The 20,075-nt window shown below is 38.6% G+C and carries 23 protein-coding genes; 8 read left to right on the plus strand and 15 right to left on the minus strand.

Annotated elements, in window-relative coordinates:
- Nucleotides 1-26: 26 nt before the first annotated feature.
- Complete coding sequence (locus tag NDM98_RS16280) at nucleotides 27-233, plus strand: hypothetical protein (RefSeq protein WP_251609956.1); 207 nt, start codon at nucleotides 27-29, stop codon at nucleotides 231-233.
- A 108-nt stretch (nucleotides 234-341) separates the two neighbouring features.
- Nucleotides 342-773 carry an NUDIX domain-containing protein gene (locus NDM98_RS16285; RefSeq protein ID WP_308807758.1) on the plus strand — a complete coding sequence of 144 codons (432 nt, stop codon included), beginning with the start codon at nucleotides 342-344 and terminating at the stop codon, nucleotides 771-773.
- A 356-nt stretch (nucleotides 774-1,129) separates the two neighbouring features.
- Here the strand turns inward: NDM98_RS16285 and NDM98_RS16290 are convergent, their stop codons facing one another.
- Nucleotides 1,130-1,417, minus strand: coding sequence for a hypothetical protein (locus tag NDM98_RS16290; protein WP_251609958.1), 288 nt, complete (start codon nucleotides 1,415-1,417; stop codon nucleotides 1,130-1,132).
- A 562-nt stretch (nucleotides 1,418-1,979) separates the two neighbouring features.
- On the opposite strand from NDM98_RS16290, the gene NDM98_RS24200 reads away from it, so the two are divergent.
- From NDM98_RS24200 to NDM98_RS24210, 3 genes are read left to right on the plus strand one after another with little or no spacing between them, the layout of a single operon-like run.
- Complete coding sequence (locus NDM98_RS24200; RefSeq protein WP_307728859.1) at nucleotides 1,980-2,279, plus strand: ATP-binding cassette domain-containing protein; 300 nt, start codon at nucleotides 1,980-1,982, stop codon at nucleotides 2,277-2,279.
- Between the two features lie 26 nt (nucleotides 2,280-2,305).
- The gene (locus NDM98_RS24205) at nucleotides 2,306-2,701 is read left to right on the plus strand and encodes an ATP-binding cassette domain-containing protein (RefSeq protein WP_307728860.1); all 396 of its coding nucleotides are present in this window, start codon (nucleotides 2,306-2,308) and stop codon (nucleotides 2,699-2,701) included.
- 7 nt (nucleotides 2,702-2,708) lie between these two features.
- Nucleotides 2,709-3,440, plus strand: coding sequence for an ATP-binding cassette domain-containing protein (locus NDM98_RS24210; protein WP_307728861.1), 732 nt, complete (start codon nucleotides 2,709-2,711; stop codon nucleotides 3,438-3,440).
- Nucleotides 3,441-3,511: 71 nt separating this feature from the next.
- On the opposite strand, the gene NDM98_RS16300 is transcribed toward NDM98_RS24210, so the two are convergent.
- A complete protein-coding gene (locus tag NDM98_RS16300; RefSeq protein ID WP_307728862.1) occupies nucleotides 3,512-4,045 on the minus strand; it encodes a GNAT family N-acetyltransferase in 534 nt (177 codons plus the stop codon).
- 279 nt (nucleotides 4,046-4,324) lie between these two features.
- On the opposite strand from NDM98_RS16300, the gene NDM98_RS16305 reads away from it, so the two are divergent.
- A complete protein-coding gene (locus NDM98_RS16305) occupies nucleotides 4,325-5,422 on the plus strand; it encodes a CAP domain-containing protein (protein WP_307728863.1) in 1,098 nt (365 codons plus the stop codon).
- Nucleotides 5,423-5,488: 66 nt separating this feature from the next.
- Here the strand turns inward: NDM98_RS16305 and NDM98_RS16310 are convergent, their stop codons facing one another.
- Complete coding sequence (locus tag NDM98_RS16310) at nucleotides 5,489-6,817, minus strand: sodium-dependent transporter (protein ID WP_251609971.1); 1,329 nt, start codon at nucleotides 6,815-6,817, stop codon at nucleotides 5,489-5,491.
- Between the two features lie 205 nt (nucleotides 6,818-7,022).
- Here NDM98_RS16310 and NDM98_RS24705 point away from each other — a divergent pair, with 205 nt between their 5' ends.
- Together NDM98_RS24705 and NDM98_RS16315 are read left to right on the plus strand one after the other, a co-directional pair.
- Complete coding sequence (locus tag NDM98_RS24705; RefSeq protein WP_373370419.1) at nucleotides 7,023-7,106, plus strand: putative holin-like toxin; 84 nt, start codon at nucleotides 7,023-7,025, stop codon at nucleotides 7,104-7,106.
- 230 nt (nucleotides 7,107-7,336) lie between these two features.
- Nucleotides 7,337-8,509, plus strand: a complete 1,173-nt coding sequence (locus tag NDM98_RS16315; protein WP_251609972.1) for a DUF418 domain-containing protein — start codon at nucleotides 7,337-7,339, stop codon at nucleotides 8,507-8,509.
- 18 nt (nucleotides 8,510-8,527) lie between these two features.
- Here NDM98_RS16315 and NDM98_RS16320 read toward each other — a convergent pair.
- From NDM98_RS16320 to NDM98_RS16375, 12 genes are all read right to left on the minus strand, one after another.
- Nucleotides 8,528-9,654 (minus strand): IS3 family transposase gene (locus NDM98_RS16320; RefSeq protein ID WP_373370418.1). Its coding sequence is split into 2 segments (ribosomal slippage): nucleotides 8,528-9,372 and nucleotides 9,372-9,654, totalling 1,128 coding nucleotides; the frame shifts between segments, so codons are not numbered across the junction.
- A gap of 562 nt (nucleotides 9,655-10,216) precedes the next feature.
- Complete coding sequence (locus NDM98_RS16325) at nucleotides 10,217-11,464, minus strand: alpha/beta fold hydrolase (RefSeq protein WP_251609979.1); 1,248 nt, start codon at nucleotides 11,462-11,464, stop codon at nucleotides 10,217-10,219.
- On the minus strand, nucleotides 11,454-11,888 hold the full coding sequence (locus tag NDM98_RS16330; protein WP_251609988.1) for a YhfM domain-containing protein: 435 nt from the start codon (nucleotides 11,886-11,888) through the stop codon (nucleotides 11,454-11,456). Before NDM98_RS16330 ends, NDM98_RS16325 begins: the two co-directional genes overlap by 11 nt.
- A 20-nt stretch (nucleotides 11,889-11,908) precedes the next feature.
- Nucleotides 11,909-12,433, minus strand: coding sequence for a DinB family protein (locus NDM98_RS16335; RefSeq protein WP_251609990.1), 525 nt, complete (start codon nucleotides 12,431-12,433; stop codon nucleotides 11,909-11,911).
- Nucleotides 12,434-12,449: 16 nt separating this feature from the next.
- Nucleotides 12,450-12,728: a hypothetical protein gene (locus tag NDM98_RS16340; protein ID WP_251609992.1), complete on the minus strand. Its 279-nt coding sequence runs from the start codon at nucleotides 12,726-12,728 to the stop codon at nucleotides 12,450-12,452.
- A gap of 15 nt (nucleotides 12,729-12,743) precedes the next feature.
- Entirely contained in the window at nucleotides 12,744-13,022 is a 279-nt protein-coding gene (locus tag NDM98_RS16345; protein ID WP_251609994.1) for a hypothetical protein, read from the minus strand.
- A gap of 127 nt (nucleotides 13,023-13,149) precedes the next feature.
- Complete coding sequence (locus NDM98_RS16350) at nucleotides 13,150-15,744, minus strand: ABC transporter permease (RefSeq protein ID WP_251609996.1); 2,595 nt, start codon at nucleotides 15,742-15,744, stop codon at nucleotides 13,150-13,152.
- Nucleotides 15,741-16,424 carry an ABC transporter ATP-binding protein gene (locus tag NDM98_RS16355; RefSeq protein WP_251609998.1) on the minus strand — a complete coding sequence of 228 codons (684 nt, stop codon included), beginning with the start codon at nucleotides 16,422-16,424 and terminating at the stop codon, nucleotides 15,741-15,743. The genes NDM98_RS16350 and NDM98_RS16355 overlap by 4 nt, the downstream gene beginning before the upstream one ends.
- Before the next feature lie 89 nt (nucleotides 16,425-16,513).
- A complete protein-coding gene (locus tag NDM98_RS16360; protein WP_251610000.1) occupies nucleotides 16,514-17,410 on the minus strand; it encodes a sensor histidine kinase in 897 nt (298 codons plus the stop codon).
- 86 nt (nucleotides 17,411-17,496) lie between these two features.
- On the minus strand, nucleotides 17,497-18,201 hold the full coding sequence (locus NDM98_RS16365) for a response regulator transcription factor (RefSeq protein WP_251610002.1): 705 nt from the start codon (nucleotides 18,199-18,201) through the stop codon (nucleotides 17,497-17,499).
- 13 nt (nucleotides 18,202-18,214) lie between these two features.
- On the minus strand, nucleotides 18,215-19,222 hold the full coding sequence (locus NDM98_RS16370; RefSeq protein WP_251610004.1) for an HD domain-containing protein: 1,008 nt from the start codon (nucleotides 19,220-19,222) through the stop codon (nucleotides 18,215-18,217).
- Nucleotides 19,223-19,545: 323 nt separating this feature from the next.
- Entirely contained in the window at nucleotides 19,546-20,055 is a 510-nt protein-coding gene (locus tag NDM98_RS16375) for a hypothetical protein (protein WP_251610006.1), read from the minus strand.
- Between the last annotated feature and the right edge of the window lie 20 nt (nucleotides 20,056-20,075).

Genomic DNA, 20,075 nt, shown 5'->3' on the forward strand with positions numbered 1-20,075 from the left:
ATATGACACATGGTGGAACCCAGCTGTTGAACAACAAGCAGCTGATCGCGTATATCGTTTTGGTCAGAAGAAAAATGTTCAAGTCGTCAAATTCATCTCAACTGGAACAATCGAAGAAAAAATGCTCGCACTGCAAGAAAAAGAAGCATTTAATTGAAGAAGTGATTCAATCGGGAGAACAAACAGGAACCAGTCTCACTGCAGAGGAAATAAAAGAATTACTGCATATGTAAAATGGAGCCGATGCTAATTCAGCATCGGCTCTTTTCTATAGACTTGTTAGATATAGACCAGTACACTTATTGGTATATCTTGTACATAATAGAAATGAGCTGATAGTTGTGAAACGTGTTGATGTATCCTCTGTCCTTATCTTTGATGAAGACGGAAACATTCTCTTAGTGAATAATAAAAAAAGAAACACTACGTACTGGTCACCTCCAGGTGGTGCAGTGGAAGTTGGAGAAACACTTGAGGAAGCCGCGATCCGAGAAGCCTTCGAAGAGACAGGCTTCATTGTAGAGATCGGACGTCTTCATTCTGTTCGAGAGATCTTTCATGAAACTGGCGATCACGTAATGATCTTCACCTTTTATGCAAAAGTGGTAGGAGGTCATATTGTACTAAATGATCCCGATCAAGACATCATTGATATCCAATGGAAAGATGTTGATTCAGCCAGACAATGTATGACAACTATATTTAATGAATTGAAGTTAGATAAAAAACCCTCTGAACTTGCATCGTTTTATCAGTTTGTTGGAGAAAGATAACTATACATTTTAATTTTATCTTTCTCATAGTTGTTACATTCTTTAAGGGACTAGTGTAAAAGAAATAATCTCATTGTCTTCAAACGTTCGGCTTTTTTACTACTCTTTGGTTTTATTTATGCTGTGTTTATTGGTGGTCAAAACCTATAAATTGAGCTCTCGAAAATGAGCTCGTTTGTTTTTGAGAGAAGAGATGGTAGTGAATTACTGATCTAAGGTACCTGCTTTATCGATTTCCTATCTCACCTTTCTCAATTCCATGCTCTCTTTCCCGAGCCCAGTAAGCTTGCGTTATAATAGGGTTTAGTTACTCATTCAATAATCAGACCTTTGTTTTGACTCTGTTAAAGTTTCATTCATTGTTTCTTCCCTTTTCGTTCTAAAATTATTGGTGTTATGTTTAGTACTATAGAAATAATTGTTAAAATCCATAATACCCTTTCCATACTAGGCACTACATCTAATAAAGCAGCCCAATCTTCCGCCTTTACCCACTCAGTTACAAGACTGTATTCTGCACAAAGCGTTAATGCTGTGAATGATAACCCAATTGCCATAGCAAGCTTATAATCCTTTCCTGCTATATACATATAAAGATTTATAAAGGTTGCTACTATAGCAATAACCCCGAATAATACCCACATAACTGCGCCTCCGTATTTTTTATTTATGTCCTGTCATAACACTACTACTATAGGCGCCGTATAAACGATCGGTAATGCGCAACGCATACTCACCACGCTTCTATGTTCCTTCAAGGACTTTTTGCTTTTACTATCTAATTAATAATATAGTTCTACATACTAATTAATAATATAGTTCTACATATTCACCTGCAAGGATTTAACATTTTTTATATTTGCAGCTTGAACTTTCTTTCCTTTCATTGTATAGTTTACCTATTAATTAAAGGAGGCTTGTTAAAAATGATGCCATCAAGAAGACTTTGGATCCGTGCTTTGAACAAGTAATTTCATACGTTCAAAGGCTCTGTTCATCAAGACAGGGTAAACGGGATAAGTCTGACTATTTTTAATAGCCACTCGGGAAAGACACCATAAGTGGATACGTCCGCTTGCTTATTATGTATACTGTTTACTCTTTTACACAGACGCCGGTCTGTGTTTTTTTGATGAGGCAGTCTTTTTGAATGTATGAGCTGTGAGCAGCTTTTTGCATAAAAAAAGATTGTGGGAGGAAACAAGCATGGAAACTTTAACATTAGAATGTTCGAATATAGAGGTCTGCTTTCAAGACCGTATTGTATTAAGAATACCATCATTATCCGTTTATCAATTTGATCGCATTGGTATCGTTGGAGGAAATGGGCAAGGGAAAAGCACATTATTAAAAATAATGAACGGAACGATTCAGCCTTCAAAAGGTAAAGTAAAGAGATTCGCTAAATTCGGTTATTTTGATCAACTGGCTAGCCCTTCCGTCACCGAGGTTGATGCCGAATTACAATCAAAATTAGCGATTCCAAATCACAGCAGAACCAATTAAGCGGTGGTGAGCAAACTCGCCTAAAATTGGCTGCCTTATTTTCTAACTATCATGAAGGCTTATTCATAGATGAACCAACAACTCACTTGGATATGAAAGGAACTGACTTTCTCATTGAGGAGCTTTCCTACTATTATGGTTCACTGCTACTCATTAGTCATGATCGCTATTTGCTCGACAAGCTTGTAACAAAGATCTGGGAAGTAGCTGATGGTCAGGTGACCGAGTACACAGGAAATTATTCAGACTACGAAGAACAAAAAAGACTTGAAGCGAAACAACAGCAGGAACGATACAAAATCTATCAAAAAGACAAAAGCAGACTGCAACGTGCCGCAGATGAAAAAATGAAAAAAGCGGAGAAGATTACGCAAGCCAATCAATCAATGTCAAAAAAAGAAACAAAGACTCCAAGCCAATAGAATGTTTATGACCAAATCGAAAGGCACTGTTCAAAAATCTGTTCAACGTGCGGCAAAGGCGATTGAAAAAAGAGTGGAACAGCTTGAGGAGGTTGAAGCACCTGAGGAAAGCAGGGATTTGCGTTTTCACCACTCAAAGGCTCTCCAAATGCATAATAAGTTTCCAATCATGGCTAATCAGTTATCTATAACAGTTGGTGATTTGCCTCTGCTTGATGAAGTTAGCTTTCAATTTCCTGTAGGAAAAACCATCGCTATTTCTGGGCCAAATGGAAGCGGAAAAAGCACATTGCTTAAGCATATACATGAGAACAGAAATGGAATTACCCTCTCACCAAAGATCGTTTTTGGCCATTACCATCAAATGTCCTATCAATTTAGTAAAGATGAATCCGTTTTTGATTATATTCAAAGCAGAACAGAGCAACATGAAGCGAAAACTCGAGCCGCACTTCACGCTATGAATTTCCAAGGAAATGATTTAATAAAAAATGTTCAGAATCTAAGCGGAGGAGAAGCGATTCGCCTTACCCTTTGCGAACTCATCCTAGGAAACTATAATGTCTTAATACTAGATGAACCAACAAACTTTCTTGATGTTCACTGCATGAATGCACTATCCACATTTATGAAAGCCTATCAAGGAACGATCCTGCTCGTTTCACATGATCGTCGATTTGTCGAAGAGGTCGCAGATACCGTTTATGAAATCAAGGATTTGAAGCTTAAGATAGTTTAGGGGAAATTTTATAACACCAGGCAGGCATCTTCTAAATTCAGGAGATGCCTGCCTGTTTTTCTCGGCCTCATTCATGCTGTATACATAATGAACCAGCAATCACGGTACTCTCCCTCATGCCATTCGTGCTTAACAAGAAGTTTCTGTTTCACAAATCCACATTTTTCATAACAGGCTAAGGCTCTCGCATTTTCAACCTGTGGATCCATTACAATTCGGTCTACGTTTTTTTCATTTATTAGGAATTGAATCATTGTTTGGATTAACGTGGTTCCAATACCCTTATTTTGATACTGCTCCTCCCCAATAAATTGATCTAAACCGTAATAAACTCCCTTTTCTTCGTTTAATCCATACGTTCGCTTTTCATCATCATCCAGTGGATAATACTGAATATAACCGATCGCTTGACCTTCCCACTCTATGATACATCTACTTGTTTGATCGTTTTGTGTATAAAATACTTGATGAACCTTTTTTAAATCAAAAGGATTATCTCTACCTTCGTAAAACTGTAAAATCACTGGATCTGATAGCCATTTTACAAGCTTGTTTGCATCATCTTTTATAAGTGGCCGAACAACAAGCTCTTTGTTTTTTATCATAAAGACCATCCTTTTTAGGTTGATTAAGATTAGTAAAAACAGGTAAAAATTATATTAGACGAGAAGATGCCAAATCACTTCTCCTCATTTTATCAACATGATAAGTATAAATAAATGACAAAGCCTAAGTGGTTCAGACATAACTAGTAGACGACCTGTTTCACCCTCCGAATCATTATACCCTCATAATTTCTCATATTTGTATGATTGACTAACACCTCACCCTAACAAGTATAATTTAAGTAGTGCATATAATTGTATCCATTAAAAAGGATGTGAATGATGAGACGTTTTCTATTATTAATCTTAATTATAGCCCTTGCTTATGGCTCTAGACACTTATGGATTGATTCAGCACAAAAGCTGGTTCCATCCTCGATTATAGATTCAATTCCAAATGAAATTGAGAGTTCGCTCAATGACCTGACTCAGTACTTACAATCCCTATTTTCCGAGAATAATATATCCTTTGACACTGAGCAGAAGCCAGAAAGAGTTGCCCCAGAGTTATCTGCTCCTGAAGAGCAAGTATTTTCAGTTCATAATACGGAATTAGGAGATTCAAGGGCCGATGTCGAAGGTGAAATCGGCGAACCAATGAGATCCTCGGAGAATGAATATGGTCTTAATTGGGTCACGTATCATGACGATTATCATGAATTTGTTATGGTTGCCTATGATGATCAAGACATTGTGAGAGGGCTGTATACCAATCAAGACTTGATTTCATCCACGACTGATATTGAATATGGAAGCGATAAAAATGTTGTTCGTGACCAACTAGGTGAACCAGAAACCTATATGAGTAAAGGACTATTTAGATATGAAGTCAACCAAGATCAGGAATATGATTTATTTCAAGTTGATAATAGTTACGTGACGCTGTTTTATGATGAGCATCAAGACAATACAGTCACAGCAATTCAAATTATCGATTATGATTTAGAGCAGAGTAAAAACGATATATATACGGAGCCCAACGATCAACTAAAAGAAGGGTTTGAATTTCAATTATTCGACTTAACCAATGCGACTCGAGTCAATCACAACTTACCTATTTTAACTTGGGATGCTGATGTAAGAGATACGGCGCGTGATCATAGTCTAGACATGGCTGAAAATGACTACTTTGGTCACACAAATTTAGAAGGTCAATCACCATTTGATCGTTTGCAGCAAGACGATATTTCTTTTTCAACAGCTGGTGAGAATTTGGCTTATGGTCAGTTCAGTAGCATTTTTGCTCACGAAGGATTGATGAACTCCCTTGGTCACAGAGAAAACATCCTACAAGAACGGTTTTTGAACCTTGGCGTAGGAGTAGCTTTTAATAACGAGTCGCAGCCTTTTTATACAGAGAAATTTTATACGAGTTAAAATTGAGCAGAGCTGCTTCTTCATCAAAAAACGCAGTGATCACCTTCTAGTGATCACTGCGTTTTTTTAAATCAAACCAAATATAAAAACAATCAATATAACAGTTGGGACAATGGTTTGCATGAGCAAATACCATAGATTTGCGGTTTCACCTAGTCTGCCACTCTCCATTCGATATTGTTCAAGCAAGAGACCTTTTTTCACTTTAAACCCAACAAATAAGGCGATAAACAGACATCCTAATGGGAGCATAATGTTTGAAACAAGAAAGTCCGTTAAATCAAACACCGTTCTATCAAATAGAAGGACATCACGTAGAAGATTATTTGAAAGTGCCGCAGGTATTGCTGCTACAATAACAAGCAGGCCAGAAATCATCGCTACATGATTTCGCTTATACTTTTTATTTTGAGTAAAGGCCGAAATCATAATCTCCAGCAAGCTGAAGGATGATGTGATCGTCGCAAAAAAGAACAATAAAAGAAATAAACTTAAGAATACTCCTCCTAATGGTAGCTGTTCAAAAACGGATGGCAGAACCACAAATAACAAATTCGGTCCTGAATCCGGCTCCAGATTAAAAGCAAATACAGCTGGAAAAACAGCCAGACCTGCTAGCAATGAAACGAAAAGGTTCAGGAACACAATTGAACCTGCTGATCGCGGCAAGCTTTGATTGTTACCTAGATAAGAGCTATATGTCACCATACATGAAAATCCAACTGCAAGTGAAAAGAAAGACTGACCGAGTGCCTCAAGTGTTCCAGCTGTTGTAATGCTGTAAAAGTCTGGACTAAGGAAAAAGCGAATGCCCTCCATCGCTCCATCTAACGTTAAACTGCGTATAATGATAATTAATAAAAAGATAAACAGGAGTGGCATCAAATATTTATTTACTCGTTCAATCCCATTTTTAATTCCAAATGAGAGCACGGCTACATTCAAAGCAACAAAAACAATCAAGCCAATAATACTAATAAGTGGATTTCCAACAATGGAACCAAATAATGCCTCATAGCTTCGACCAGGCTGAAGGATCGACCCTGTTAATGAGAGCATGGTATACGTTAGAATCCACCCACCAATGACTGCATAAAACGTCAGCAATAAAAAGCACCCTAGTACCCCAAAGCGACCAATCCACTTCCAGGCACCAGTTGCCGAAAGCTTGGCATAAGCCGATACAGCCTCTCGCTTAGAGCCTCGTCCAATAATAAATTCTGATATTAATAGCGGCATTCCAATTAATAAAGTAAAAAAGATAAAGAGCAAGAAAAAGGCGCCACCGCCATTCATTCCCGTTAAATAAGGAAACCTCCATAAAGCACCAAGACCAATAGCGGCTCCCGCGGATGCAAGGATAAAACCTAATTTAGAAGACCATTGTTCATTCATGTTAAACTGCTAATTGCAGTGTACACCTGCCTTTTTTGACCGAATAGACTAACATTGAAGGTATTTAGATGAAAAGTCAAGTTGATCCCCAGAAAACAGGACAAAAGGTACCTTCATCTCCCTTCATCATCCTGTATACTTACCCTAGTTGATCTCTTTATACGGGCTTGGCAGCACTCTCTTCATAAAGGGGGTGAGGCCATACATGACAGTATTTGAGGCAATGTCCATCATGATCGGTTTTTCCATGTTAGTCATTGCAATCCTGTCTTTCAGAAATGAAAAATAAGCCCCGTATATGAGTTGACCGCTCACGGGGCTTATTTTATGCTCTATTGCGCCAGTCTCAAAGAGATCAGCTACCTGTTCTCCGATGTTTTGTTTCGGAGACAGGTTTTTTTAATGTCAATTGTATGTCTTCCTATTATACGTGAGACTTAACGGTTTATTCAATAGGCGCTTCTTGAAACTTTTTTCATGATAAAACGAATATAAGATGTCAGATGAAAGGAGTGTACAATGCAGGAAACAGGTGGAATACCCACAAATGGACGGATTCGATTATTAGATATTCTCAGAGGTTTTGCCATTATCGGTACACTCGGTACAAATATTTGGTTATTTGCTGACCCCGGTGCCACACTAGCTCTTTTATCGTTTCAAGGAGAAGGAAATTCAATAGACACATGGATTAATGGCTTTTTAGGTATCTTCACAAGTGGAAAGTTTTTAGGACTTTTAACGATCATGTTTGGTATCGGTCTTGAAATGAAATACAGGAAGGCCTTACGTGTTAAACTGCCATGGCTTCGTATGTACATTTGGACCATGATCTTGCTTGGTTTAGACGGATTATTACATTTTATCTTTGTCTTTGAGTACGATGTATTAATGAGTTATGCATTCACTGGAATCATTGTTGCTTTTTTAGTGGGCTGTCGTCACACTACTTTAAACTGGATAATGGCAGGAGCTGCAGCCATTCACCTTTTCGGACTTATGCTTCTAACTATTGTATGGATTTGGATGTTTCATGATGAAGCCTTATTTGCAGAGATTATGGGAATGTTTCAACAAACCGAAATCGTCTACACAACCGGTACATATCTTGAACAAATTCAATATCGCCTCTCCGATTTCTGGGGCTTACGTGGTGAAGCGATAAGCATTATTTTTATGAACATCTTTCTTTACCTATTTGGCATACGTTTGTATCGTGCTGGAGCTTTTTCAAATGACACAAACGGTCGCAACATTCGCAAACGATTAATGATTTGGGGATTAGGACTCGGAATCCCGTTAAATCTATTAGCCTTTGTTCCTGGACACGTGTTTGACCTATCCGTTCGTTATTTATTCGCTCCAGTATTATCCGTCGGTTATATCGGACTCATTGCCTTTATATTAGAACGCAATTTGTTCGGTTGGCTGTTGACTCGTTTTGAAATGATAGGAAAAACCGCTCTTAGCTGCTATGTCCTTCAAAATATTATTGGATCCGTATTATTTTACAATTGGGGGTTGGGACTTGCTCCAGTCGACAATGTGTATGGAGTCATTGGCGCGTGGATTCTCATCACCATTATCATGATGATAGTCGCTCAACTTTTTGTCAGGTTGTTTGGAATAGGCCCATTAGAATGGGTATGGCGCAAACTCTCGAGTGCACCGTTTAAAAGCTTAAGTAGGTAGTGGTATGTCAACACTAAACTAGACAAATTCCTTAAGGTGCGTGACTTTGTATTCTTCCGGTGTTAAATAGTTAAGAGATCCATGAATACGAACATGGTTAAACCAATGGACGAAATCAAATAAAGCGAGATCAAGTTCTTGTTGGCTAGAGAAGATCTGACCTGAGACAAACTCCGTCTTAACTGCTTTAAATGTTGCTTCTGCGACAGCGTTATCGTAGGGCGTTCCTTTATGGCTTAATGATCTCTCAATACTAAACGTCGAAAGAGCTTCCTCGATGAGGTGGTTCTTAAATTCTCCACCTCGGTCTGTATGAAACATTCCAAGTTTATGAAGGTTGTAAGGAATCGAGGCGAAGGCGCGTTGAACCAGAGCTGCGTCCTTATTCGGTCCAGCACTATAGCCAATAATTTCTCGATTATATAAATCAATGATGATGCAAATATAATGCCACTTGTCCTTCACGCGTACATAAGTCAGGTCACTCACGACGACTTTGAGCACTTGTTCTTGTTTAAACTGTCGATCTAACACATTCTCAATACTGGCTTCGTTAGACGGACTCCGAGTCGGTTTATATTGGGCAACGGTATATTTCGAAACGAGCCCTTTTTCTTTCATGATTCGTCCAATACGTCGTCGAGAGACTTGCCAGCCTCTTCTCTCAAGCATTTTTTTAATTTTGCGCTGACCAAAAGACTGTCTACTCTGATGAAAAATCTCGGTAATCAAGGCCCTAAGGGCCTCTTCTTCCTTTTTGCACGGTTGTTTGGCCTCATAATAAAACGTGCTTCTTGGAAGCTTAAGAACAGCGCACATATCAGTGACAGAGTATTTATGCCGGTTCTGTTGAATTACTCGGATTTTCGCCCCATAATCAGCGCTGCTTGCTTTAAAATATCATTTTCCATAGCCAGTTTCTGATTTTCTTTGCGTAACTTTAGTAGTTCTTCTTGTTCAGGACTCCGATTGTCCTTTTCTTCAAAAGAACCACTATTGCGAAACTGACTCACCCACCGATCAAAGGTAGATGGATTTAACTCATATTCTCTAATAATCTCAGTACGAGGCTTCCCTGCCTCATATAGTTGAACAAGTTGCTTTTTAAATGGTGATGAAAAGATTCGACGATTTCTTTTAGTCATAAGACATTCTCCTCTTATGGGTTTGACCCCAGTTTAGTAGACCTTAGAGAATCTGTCTAATTAAGTGTAACCGGTCCATAGTTTGTTTTTGATAGGTGGGGATTGAGGTGATAGGAGTTACTCGCCGAGATTCCTTTTATTGTTGTTGATGAGGTGGGTTGGGTTCTCTTTACTGATATGTGGCTCTCTTTACCGATATCTCGCTCTCTTTACTGATATCTCGCTCCCTTTACCGATATCCCGCTCTCTTTACTGATTTCCGGCTCTCTTTACTGATATCCTACTCTCTTTGCCGATATCCGGTTCTCTTTACTGATATCCCGCTCTCTTTGCCGATATCCTGCTCTCTTTACTGATATCCTGCTCTCTTTACCGATATCCCGCTCTCTTTACTGATATCCCGGTCTCTTTCTGATACCTTGGTCTCTTGCTCTCATTCTCGATTCTGATCTCTCATCCTTGATTCCGTTCCCTCTTCCTCGATTCCGATCTCTCTTCCTTGATTCCGATCTCTCTTCCTCGATTCCGTTCCCTCTTCCTTGATTCCGCAACCGCAACAACCTCACCTAGCATTCTCCCTCAAAAAATTCAGCAACTCCTTCCACGAAGCTTTTGCTGCAGCTGCATTGGCTGATTTTGTTCCTCCAAAATCCATGATCATGCCTGCGCCGACGTGCATGTTTACATTAGCCGGCATCCCTGGGAGTGCATATGGAAATGCTAAAAAATGTCCTGCTTCCTCGTAATTCAAGCAACGAATTGGTACATTTACCCTCTCCTCTATTTGAGTGGCAAACCGCTCTGCTGGCCAAACTTGGTCTTGCCCACCAGCAATCAACATGACAGGAGCTTTGATCTTTTCTACCTGTATACGGCTCGGATCTATCTCTTCAGGTGACTTCAAACTATTCTCCCAAATCGATAAAAAGGACACAGGATTTCTCGTAATCATTCCCCCAACCATCGAGAACATTTGAGCGGGGCGATATTTAAATTTAAGATAAGGTAATTCTTCTCCATCTAAAGTCCAAGATGGAATTGGGGCGTACATTGTATTTTTTAATCCTGATGTTACATATGCTCCCGGTGCACCTGCAACAACCGCATCAAATTCATCATCATATGTAGATGCGACTAATAATGCGATCTCTGCTCCACGCGAATAACCAATGATTGAAACTTTATCTTTATTAGCACGTGTCTTTAACCATTGAACTGCATCATAAAAATACTCCAGAGGAATCTTTTCTAAGTCTTTTGGTACACCTTCCTGTCCAAAATAAGCTAATGCAAAAACGGTATATCCTTTTGAAGCAAGTAAAGCTGCGGCATGTTCCTGTATCTCGCCATCGGATCCTCCCAGAAGCAACACGGCCGGCTGATTATCCCCGGCATCAGATTCAAACAATGTACCTACAACACCTTGTTCTTTCACTTCTTCTCTCTTTATGTCTTCTGTATAAAAATATCTCCTTACTTGCACGGTCTCTTGAACTTGATCATCCACTTCAAATACCAAATCCATTTCAAGTTCACTTGCATCCGATTTATAAAAATAATCACCATGTCTCGTATTTTCTTTTTCTGCAGACCAAAACAGCCTATCTACTTCTGTTTGAGATAGGCTTAATTTCCCTTCTGAATCTGCCTGCACATCGCACTGTGCCTTGAACACATTCTCTTTTTGGTCGAGCATTTTTGATTCGATGCGTATCTTTACATAAGGATTACACCCACTAATTTTAATGCTTAAGTCATCGTCTATATAACTATGTAGAGGTAAAACTAGTATTGATCGACTAATTACCATTAAACTCTTCCCTTCTTTCTGTTATAAACTCACGTAATATATCAGTATTTTCCTCAGATATTGTATAATAAGCTTCTGTCCCATCCTCTAAATACTCCACAAATAAAGACTCTGTCGTATCTTCATCCAGCCAAAGAAACAAGTGATTTGTTTGTGTTCCTACAAGGTCTATTCCGTAATCAGGCATTCTGATATCTGGAATACCATCCATTTTTTCAGCGGATTTTAAAGCGGACGTAACGAGTTCAATATCATCTTCTTCAAACAGTACATCAAAGGGTTCTAATTCCGTTTCATTATAATCTAATGCGATAAAGAGCTGAATTTCTTCAATATCTACATCAACAGCATACGTTTCTGTACTACATGCTCCCAACACAAAAACCATCAAAGCAACACCCAATACAAAAAGTTGACTTTTCATCTATGTTCCACCTTTTACTATTATTTAAAATCTATCTTTCTACAAATCGTAAAATGATGCTGTTCGTGAATCACAAGCAAATGAATAGCTTGAATTAGGTTTGGGTAATGGGCTGGAGGATCTGGATATCGAATATGACCGGCTACATCTTCATCGATCTCAGCAACCAACATCGATAAATACGCTGTTTCCTGCTCTAGCATCTGAATCATTTCATTGTATGATACCTGCTGCTGAATATTTTTTGGAGGCATGATAATTGATGGTGCTTTCATAGCTTTTAGATGTTTTTGATTGTACTGCTCATAGATATTAACACTAGCAGTCTTATACGGTCTGTTTCTCCTTAACGTGGAAAGCGGTCGTGCCATAGGAAGATATATCACGTTCAACTGTCTAAACCTTTTTAGTAATAACAAAAGATGATAGAGCGTCTCTGCAATTGACCATTTATTTGGTTGAGCTCTGCTCCACACATCCGTATCCTGATACTCGGTAAAAAAATCAGTTCTTTGGGCGGCAAGTTGATGAAAATACTTTTTCATAAACTGACTTCTCATCCTAAGGCTCACTTATTCCCATAGCTAGAAGCAAAAAGAACGAAAATACAAGTATGGTACCGTTTCCTAATAGCCCAACAATTAAATATACATAACGTTTCATAAGGAAGGCGGAGACTATGGCTAGAATAAGACCGGCTATTGAAGAAATCCCTCCAACCGCAATCATCAAGTAAACATCTGCTTCAGGTCCTCTACTAAAAAAAAAGTAAATCACACTAACAGCTATGCAAATTAACGACACTATGCCGCTTGCTCTTCCAACTTTTTGTTTAGTCAACCTCGCACCCTCCTCTTAAGATTCAATAATTTGCATCACGACAAATAAAAATCCGCTAATTATTAACATAAACCAATTCCCAACAACTCCAATAACAAAAAGTTTTGAGCGTTTTGTGAGTTTACCAGAATAGATAGCCAGTGAAATTCCAACGATAGATAGGAAGCCAAATAAGAAGATCTCTGTATAGAGTCCTGCATCGGCAATTAATTGAGTATAAAATAAAAACATGCTCAGCATCATCAAAGCGATAGACCCAATGCCTAATCGTTTCCCAAGCTTTTCAGTATCCATAAGCTTACCTCCATACTATACGTTTTCTTCATCATACCATAAAAACCCTTCCTTTTTAGATTAAGGAAAAACTAGTACATGTATAAAAAAAGCCTTCCAAGGTGAGAGCACTTGGAAGGCTTTTTAACTATTGATTCTCTTGTGTTAGTCCTTCAATAATGGTTTCATTTTTTGTTTTAGCAAGGGAATAGAGCATAGCTAATGAAACAAAACCAAATACAGCAATAATGACTCCTATTATGTGTTGCCAAGGCAAGGCAAAGGTATAAGAGAAGGCATATTGTGTTTGTAGATAGATCACATACATCACTGCAATACTTATAGGTACTCCATATATGAGTGATTTGATCCCATAAAAGGCACTCTCAAAGATCATCATTTTTCTAAAGGAACGTTGAGTCATACCAACTGATCGAAGCATCGCAAATTCTCGCTTGCGCAGCGCGACACCAGTAGAGATGGTATTTAAAATATTTGCTAGGGAAATGAGCGTAATTAAGGTAACGAATCCATAGGTGAAAACAGATAGGACAGCAACCATTTGCTCACCTCTAACTCGTGAATCATTTTGATTATATATAGAGTATTTTTCTATAAAATCAAACTCGTCTATTTCCTTCTCTGTAGAGTATGGATCATCACTGGTAATATAGACGATGTTATCTAAGTATGGATTATCTGCTTCAGATCGAATCTCCTCAAATGTTTCTTCAGAGACAACCACATCTAATCCACCTAAAAACTGATATGAACTTCCCATTGGAACCTCACTTGTTAATGCTGATATCATTAATGGTGGCAATTCTACTACTTCATTTGTATCCCAATTCTCTTCAACTATTGCAAGTGGTTCACCAATATCAGTCAGAATGGCTTTAGTTTGTACGTATTTTCCAAGATCCATGTCTTCGTAGTTTATGGTATTAATCACAATCGCAGATAATGGATTCTCATTCCAGTCCGCTTTTATACCCGCTTGTTCTGTATAAGTTTTAAGACTTTGCTCATCTAATGCCTTGATATTTACATAATAGATGTAACGTCCATCTTCTGTCTTCGTTACATTCTCAGAGTCAATAAACTCTGGTGCCACTTCGTCTTCTTCTAAATACATAGATAACTGCATTAGTTTTTGGGTTTGGTACGCAGTTACATCTGTTAAGCTGCCCATATTTTCTTCAAGCTCTCTTAACATCTCTTCATCCTGCACAGACACTTCTAGGTCATAGCTAACAGAATCTCCTGACTCCGCTAATTGATACGAGCGTTTCAGTTCTTCAGTGAAATAAGAAACACTCAAAAAGAGTACAATGCTTACAATGAGAGAAAGCACTGTTATGTGATAGCGTTTTTTATTTCGCTTTAGGTTTTTCAACCCTAGTTCTGCTTCAACGCCAAACCATTTGCGAACAATTTTAGACGTACGAACCGTTTTTGTTTTTAATTTTATATCGTGTGTTTGCCTGATCGCATCCATAGCTGTGATACGGGAAGCACGTTGTGCTGGCAACCAAGTAGAGATAAAAATAGTCACAGCTGAAAGTAACACGGCAACTGCAATAGAATAAGGTGTCACTGTTACTGTTAATGATTGTTCTAAACCAATTGAATCAAGCATTGGATTAATCGCGATAAATGTAATCCCAATTCCGACAATACCTGCCACGATACCAATTGGAATACTAATACTGCCGATTATAAGTCCTTCAAAAAATACAGAATTACGTTTTTGTTGTTTTGTTGCCCCTACACTTGAAAGCATGCCTAAGTGCCTGGAACGTTCTGAGACTGATATTGCAAATGCATTAAATATCAGCGCAACAGATCCAACAATAATGACAGCAATAATGACACCGAGTAAACCATACATCGTACGGTCCATATTATCACTTGCTGTAATACCTGAATAACGAAGCAGTTCATCATTATATTGAACTCCTGTAATTCCAAGCAATTCAGCTAATTCATTAGCATCATCATATAATGAGCGATCGAGATTGTTAAGATAAACAAATCCATCTACTGACCCACTTTGATCCATATCATCTGAATCAATGAATGACAAGGCCAGATAACCAGGATTCCAGCCAACTTCCCATTTAGGCTGTTCAAAAAAACCAACAATAGTGTACGAAGTTTCTTCTGTTTCAATAAGCGTTTCTGTCCGTTCTCCATCTTCATTCCACTCAATTGAATGATCTTTTGTGAGGATTCCATCTTGTGGTTCTGCCCATTCACTCTCCGTATAACGCTTGCCAAGATCAAGGCTCACCGTATCACCAACAGACCAATTAACCGCTTCCTCAGAAGATGTACTAACAACTAACTCCTCAGAACTCTGTGGAAGTCTACCCTCTATAACATGAACATCAAATTGTTCAAAAGCCTCATCATTCATTCCGCGAACCCATACGTATGGTCTATAATCATCAGGTGGCTCTTCAAGTTCAGCAAACCCATATTCTTGAATGAGTGAAAGAGAGGCGGTATTCTCATCCTGTTTAAGCAAATCTATTTGCTCTGGTGTTATGTCTTCGTATGAAACATGCCAATCCCCATTATGTTCGATTGCATCTTTCCGCAAAAGCTCTGTATATGAGACACCAATGGTAGCAACTGCTGCAATCATGGCTGCCGAGATAATAGTACCCAAAATCGTTACGAGTGTTCGTCTTTTATTTTCTTTGAGATGACGAATCGTCAGCCTATTTACGATGTTCATGGGCGGATGACCTCATCCTTAGCAATTTGCCCGTCCTCAATTGTAATGACACGATCCGCTTGTAAGGCGATGCGATCATCATGCGTAATAATAATCAATGTTTGTTTATACGTACGATTAAATAGTTTAAGTAAATCAATAATCTCTTTGCTGTTTTTGCTATCTAGATTTCCAGTCGGTTCATCCGCTAGCATGATAGCTGGATTACTAATAAGGGCTCGACCGATTGATACCCGTTGTTGCTGACCACCAGAAAGCTGGTTTGGCAAATGATCTAATCGATTTTCAAGACCAAGCTGTCCCACAATCTGATTAAATTGATCCTGATCTACCTTGTGTTCATCCAGCAACAGCGGCAGGGTAATATTTTCTTCAACAGATAAGATTGGAATTAAATTATAAAATTGATAGATAAGTCCGATTTGTCTACGTCTAAAAATCGCAAGCTGCGTTTCATTTAAATCATAAATATTTGATTGATCAATAAAAACATTTCCACTTGAAGGACGATCAACCCCACCAAGTAAGTGAAGCAGTGTTGATTTTCCAGAACCCGACGGCCCAATGATCGCTACAAACTCTCCCTTTTGAACGGAGAACGAAACATTATCAAGAGCCTTTACTGCCGTTTCCCCTTTCCCATACACCTTAGACAGGTTTTCAACTCTTACTAATTCCATTTCACATACCTCCACTTGTTGATGTCTCCAGTGTATGCTGTGTAGATGACTATTCCATGACTGCTAAAGTGACGTTTTAGTCACTTTCATTAGCTTTTATAAAATTTGACCCTAAAAACGGTGCCTTGCCCTTCTTGACTGTCTACCTCAATATCCCCGTTTTGACTTTTTATAATTCGATTCACTAACGCTAGACCAATACCGACGCTTCCGTCTTTTGCCTGCGTTCCTTTATAGAAACGGTTGAAGATATACGGAATTTCGGTACTCGTTATTCCACTTCCAGTATCTGCAATTTGGATTTCTGTATATAATATATTATCTGAATAAGAGATCTTGATGTTGCCGTTTGTTGGTGTATGCTCGATTGCATTTTTTAGCAGGTTTGCAAAAGCCTCCACACTCCAATGAAAATCTCCGATAAACTGAATCTGATTATCCCCATCAACTTGTAACCTTAAATCCTTTACTTCAATTGAAATCAAAAACGGTTGAACAGTTTTCTCAATCAACTCATGAACATAAACAGGTTGCTTTTTAAATTCAATACTTCCCGCATCCATCTTAGAAAGTTTCAAAAGTGACGTCACCAACCAATCCATTCGCTCAAGCTGCACAAGAAGATGACGAGCAAATTCTCGTCGTTTATCATCAGAAATAGATGGCTCACTTAATAAATCCGCCATAACCGTCATTGACGTGAGCGGTGTTTTTAATTGATGTGAAATATCGGAAATGGCATCTGTAAGCTTACCTTTTTCCTGAGTTACTGCAGCACTTTGCTCAGAAAGCATTCTTGTTAAGCGCGATATATCATTCTTGAGAATGCTTAATTCTCCTTCTTCATTATCCCGAACATCAAGTGTATAGCTCCCTGCAGCTATACTTCTCAAGTATTCAGACAATCGCTCAATATCGTCATAGCGTCTTTTTGTGAAGATAAAAAAACTACCAACTAATAGCATAGACGTAACAACTACTAGCAAAACTCCATGAATCGAAAATAGATATGCTACTAGAACACTACTTAATATGATTAATATAAAAAGTAGAAGAAACCGCTTGGACCTCCTTATGACGAAGCATTCGTTTCACCAGCCTTGTAGCCAAGTCCACGAACAGTTTGAATGATCACCGGACGCTGCGGATCGTCCTCTAGCTTTTCTCTGAGCCTCTTAATATAAACCGTTAACGTATTATCATTGACAAATTCCCCACCAACGTCCCATATAAAATCAAGAAGCTGTGTTCTAGACAACACTTGACCTTGATGGTTTGCAAAAATCATCATAAGACGATATTCCAATGCAGTAAGCACAATCTCATGACTGTGTTTATAAACTTTTGCCTCTAGCGTATGTATGTGGACCGGACCCATTGCAAGTATCTGCTTGTGACTATTAGACGTTTGTTTTGTATATCTCCTAAGCACCGACTTCATTCGTGAGATCAATTCCCGCACCCGAAAAGGCTTGGTAATATAATCATCAGCCCCCATATCAAGACCCATCACTACGTTAACTTCCTCATCCATCGCCGTTAAAAAAATCACCGGAACATCATCTTTTTTCTTAATCAACTGACACAGCTCATAGCCACTTCCATCCGGCAATGTAAGGTCAAAAAGACAAAGAGATATTTCTTGAAGTTCCTCCTCAATCACTTTCTTAGCAGCAGTGACATTTTCACATAAGCGAATCTCAAAGCCCTCTTGCTTCAAGGAATAGCTTAAGCCCTCAGCAATCGAACGATCATCTTCAACAAGCAGGATGTACATGTATTTCCCTCTTTCATACTGGATTGTTTGTGGTGGGTGGGGAGAGTGTTTCAGTGACCACTCGCACATACGTACCTTCTAAAGCTTTAGCATGCGCTCTTTTATTCATTTCTCGAATGGAAGTAGACAGCTCCGAACTACGTAGGCATTGATTTCTATGTATAACGTATGGATCGATTAGACGCACTTTTGATTTAAGGTGAATACTGTAATCGTTTTTATCCTCAATCACCTTAACATCTGAATGCAGCTCAGAGAGTGCTTGTCTAATACTAGGAATAGTTGATACTCGTAGTTTTCTCATTAGTGTCTCATCATCTAGAAGAAAATCCTCCAGTTTTATCACTTTCGATTCTAGTGCACTCGCGAGTAGGTTGGATAGCTTGTCATAGCCATACACGTTCAGTGGGTCTATAAAAAAATCAATCACTTCTTTATAGTAGGTTTCAACAAACCACTCCGCAGTTTTAATCTCGGACAAATAGATTTCCCCTTCAAGTATCACCAAATCCTGAAGAAACTTCTGCACTTCCTCCAAAGTGATTTTGCCGTACTGGTACATATCTCGTAACGTATAATCAATTCGATCAGCACATAAATCCGGAGCCGGTTGCTCTAACAACGTCCATCTTGAATCATCAAAAAAACGATTTACATCATACTCATATGTAGCTAGAATTTTTGGGATCTCTGATTCCAGCACGACCTTTTGAAAAATATCTTCATGATACGTCTCTCCGCCATTTTTCAAAACAAAGTCAATCACATGTGAAAAGGCTGTATGTGACACATCGTGCAGCAACCCAGCAATTTGCTCTTCTAAACAGCCGCCTAGCTTTCGAATCAACAACATCACACCAACAGAATGCTCATAACGAGTCTGATTCCATTTTTCATTTACTAAGTAACTTGCTCCACCCTGATGAATCCCTTTAAGTCTTTGAATCGCTTTACTATTCATGAGATCTATAAGCACAGGTTCTAAAGTATATGAGCCGTATAAGTCATCGTTAATATACATTAAAAACTCCTTTAATGGGTCAGCTTTCTATTAGATTACTTCCTTTTACTTACAAAAGAAAGAGCTTTTTAATAGAAAAGATGTCTTGGATGAGCTAGTGCGGTGACTAAATGGGAGGAGGGGAACGTGAAGACGTATTTAAGGTACGGCTGATTTTCCGCGCACCGTACCTTCGTTTCCGCGCATTTTTCGGGTTTCCGCGCACCGACACCTCGTTCCCGCGCTTTTTTTGGGTTTCCACGGACCTTCACTGCTACATAGCGACTAAATGCATAGACAAAGATAATAGACCTGTGCATATCAATATCACAGGTCTAATTCTTTTATTCAATATGAGAGGCACACCAAAAAGTATGTACGAGACTATAAAATAATATGAGAGGCATGTCTACATAGTCATCATCAATTTCACCCTCATATGACCTATTAATAGTGGATGTTCGTCTTGAACTTCCTATCTCTTCTTCATCTTCATTCATAAGAGTTGCTGTGCCATTAGAATTTATTTTCATTATTATGATAGGATGATCATCTATTCGCATAACAATCTGATGAGATTTAAAAAAACCTTTAGGAAATTCTGCTTCTCCTATTATCTTTTCGTTTTTATAAATCTCCCATTTTGTTCTGCCAAAAAGCTTTATCTCGGTTTGCTCGATTTTAAATTCATCAGAACTAGTAAATTCTTTTGCTACTATATTTACATCATATTCTGGTTTTGATGTTTGTTTCGTAAAGTATCTTTCTAGTTGTCCGATCTCGCGGTTATCATGTTCAATTATAAAGGACTTATCTGATCTAGCTATAGCAGGCGCGGTGTATTCAAAAAACATGTTAACCCTCCTTTCTCCTT

This window comes from Alkalicoccobacillus plakortidis, assembly GCF_023703085.1.
Lineage (GTDB): Bacteria > Bacillota > Bacilli > Bacillales > Bacillaceae_D > Alkalicoccobacillus > Alkalicoccobacillus plakortidis.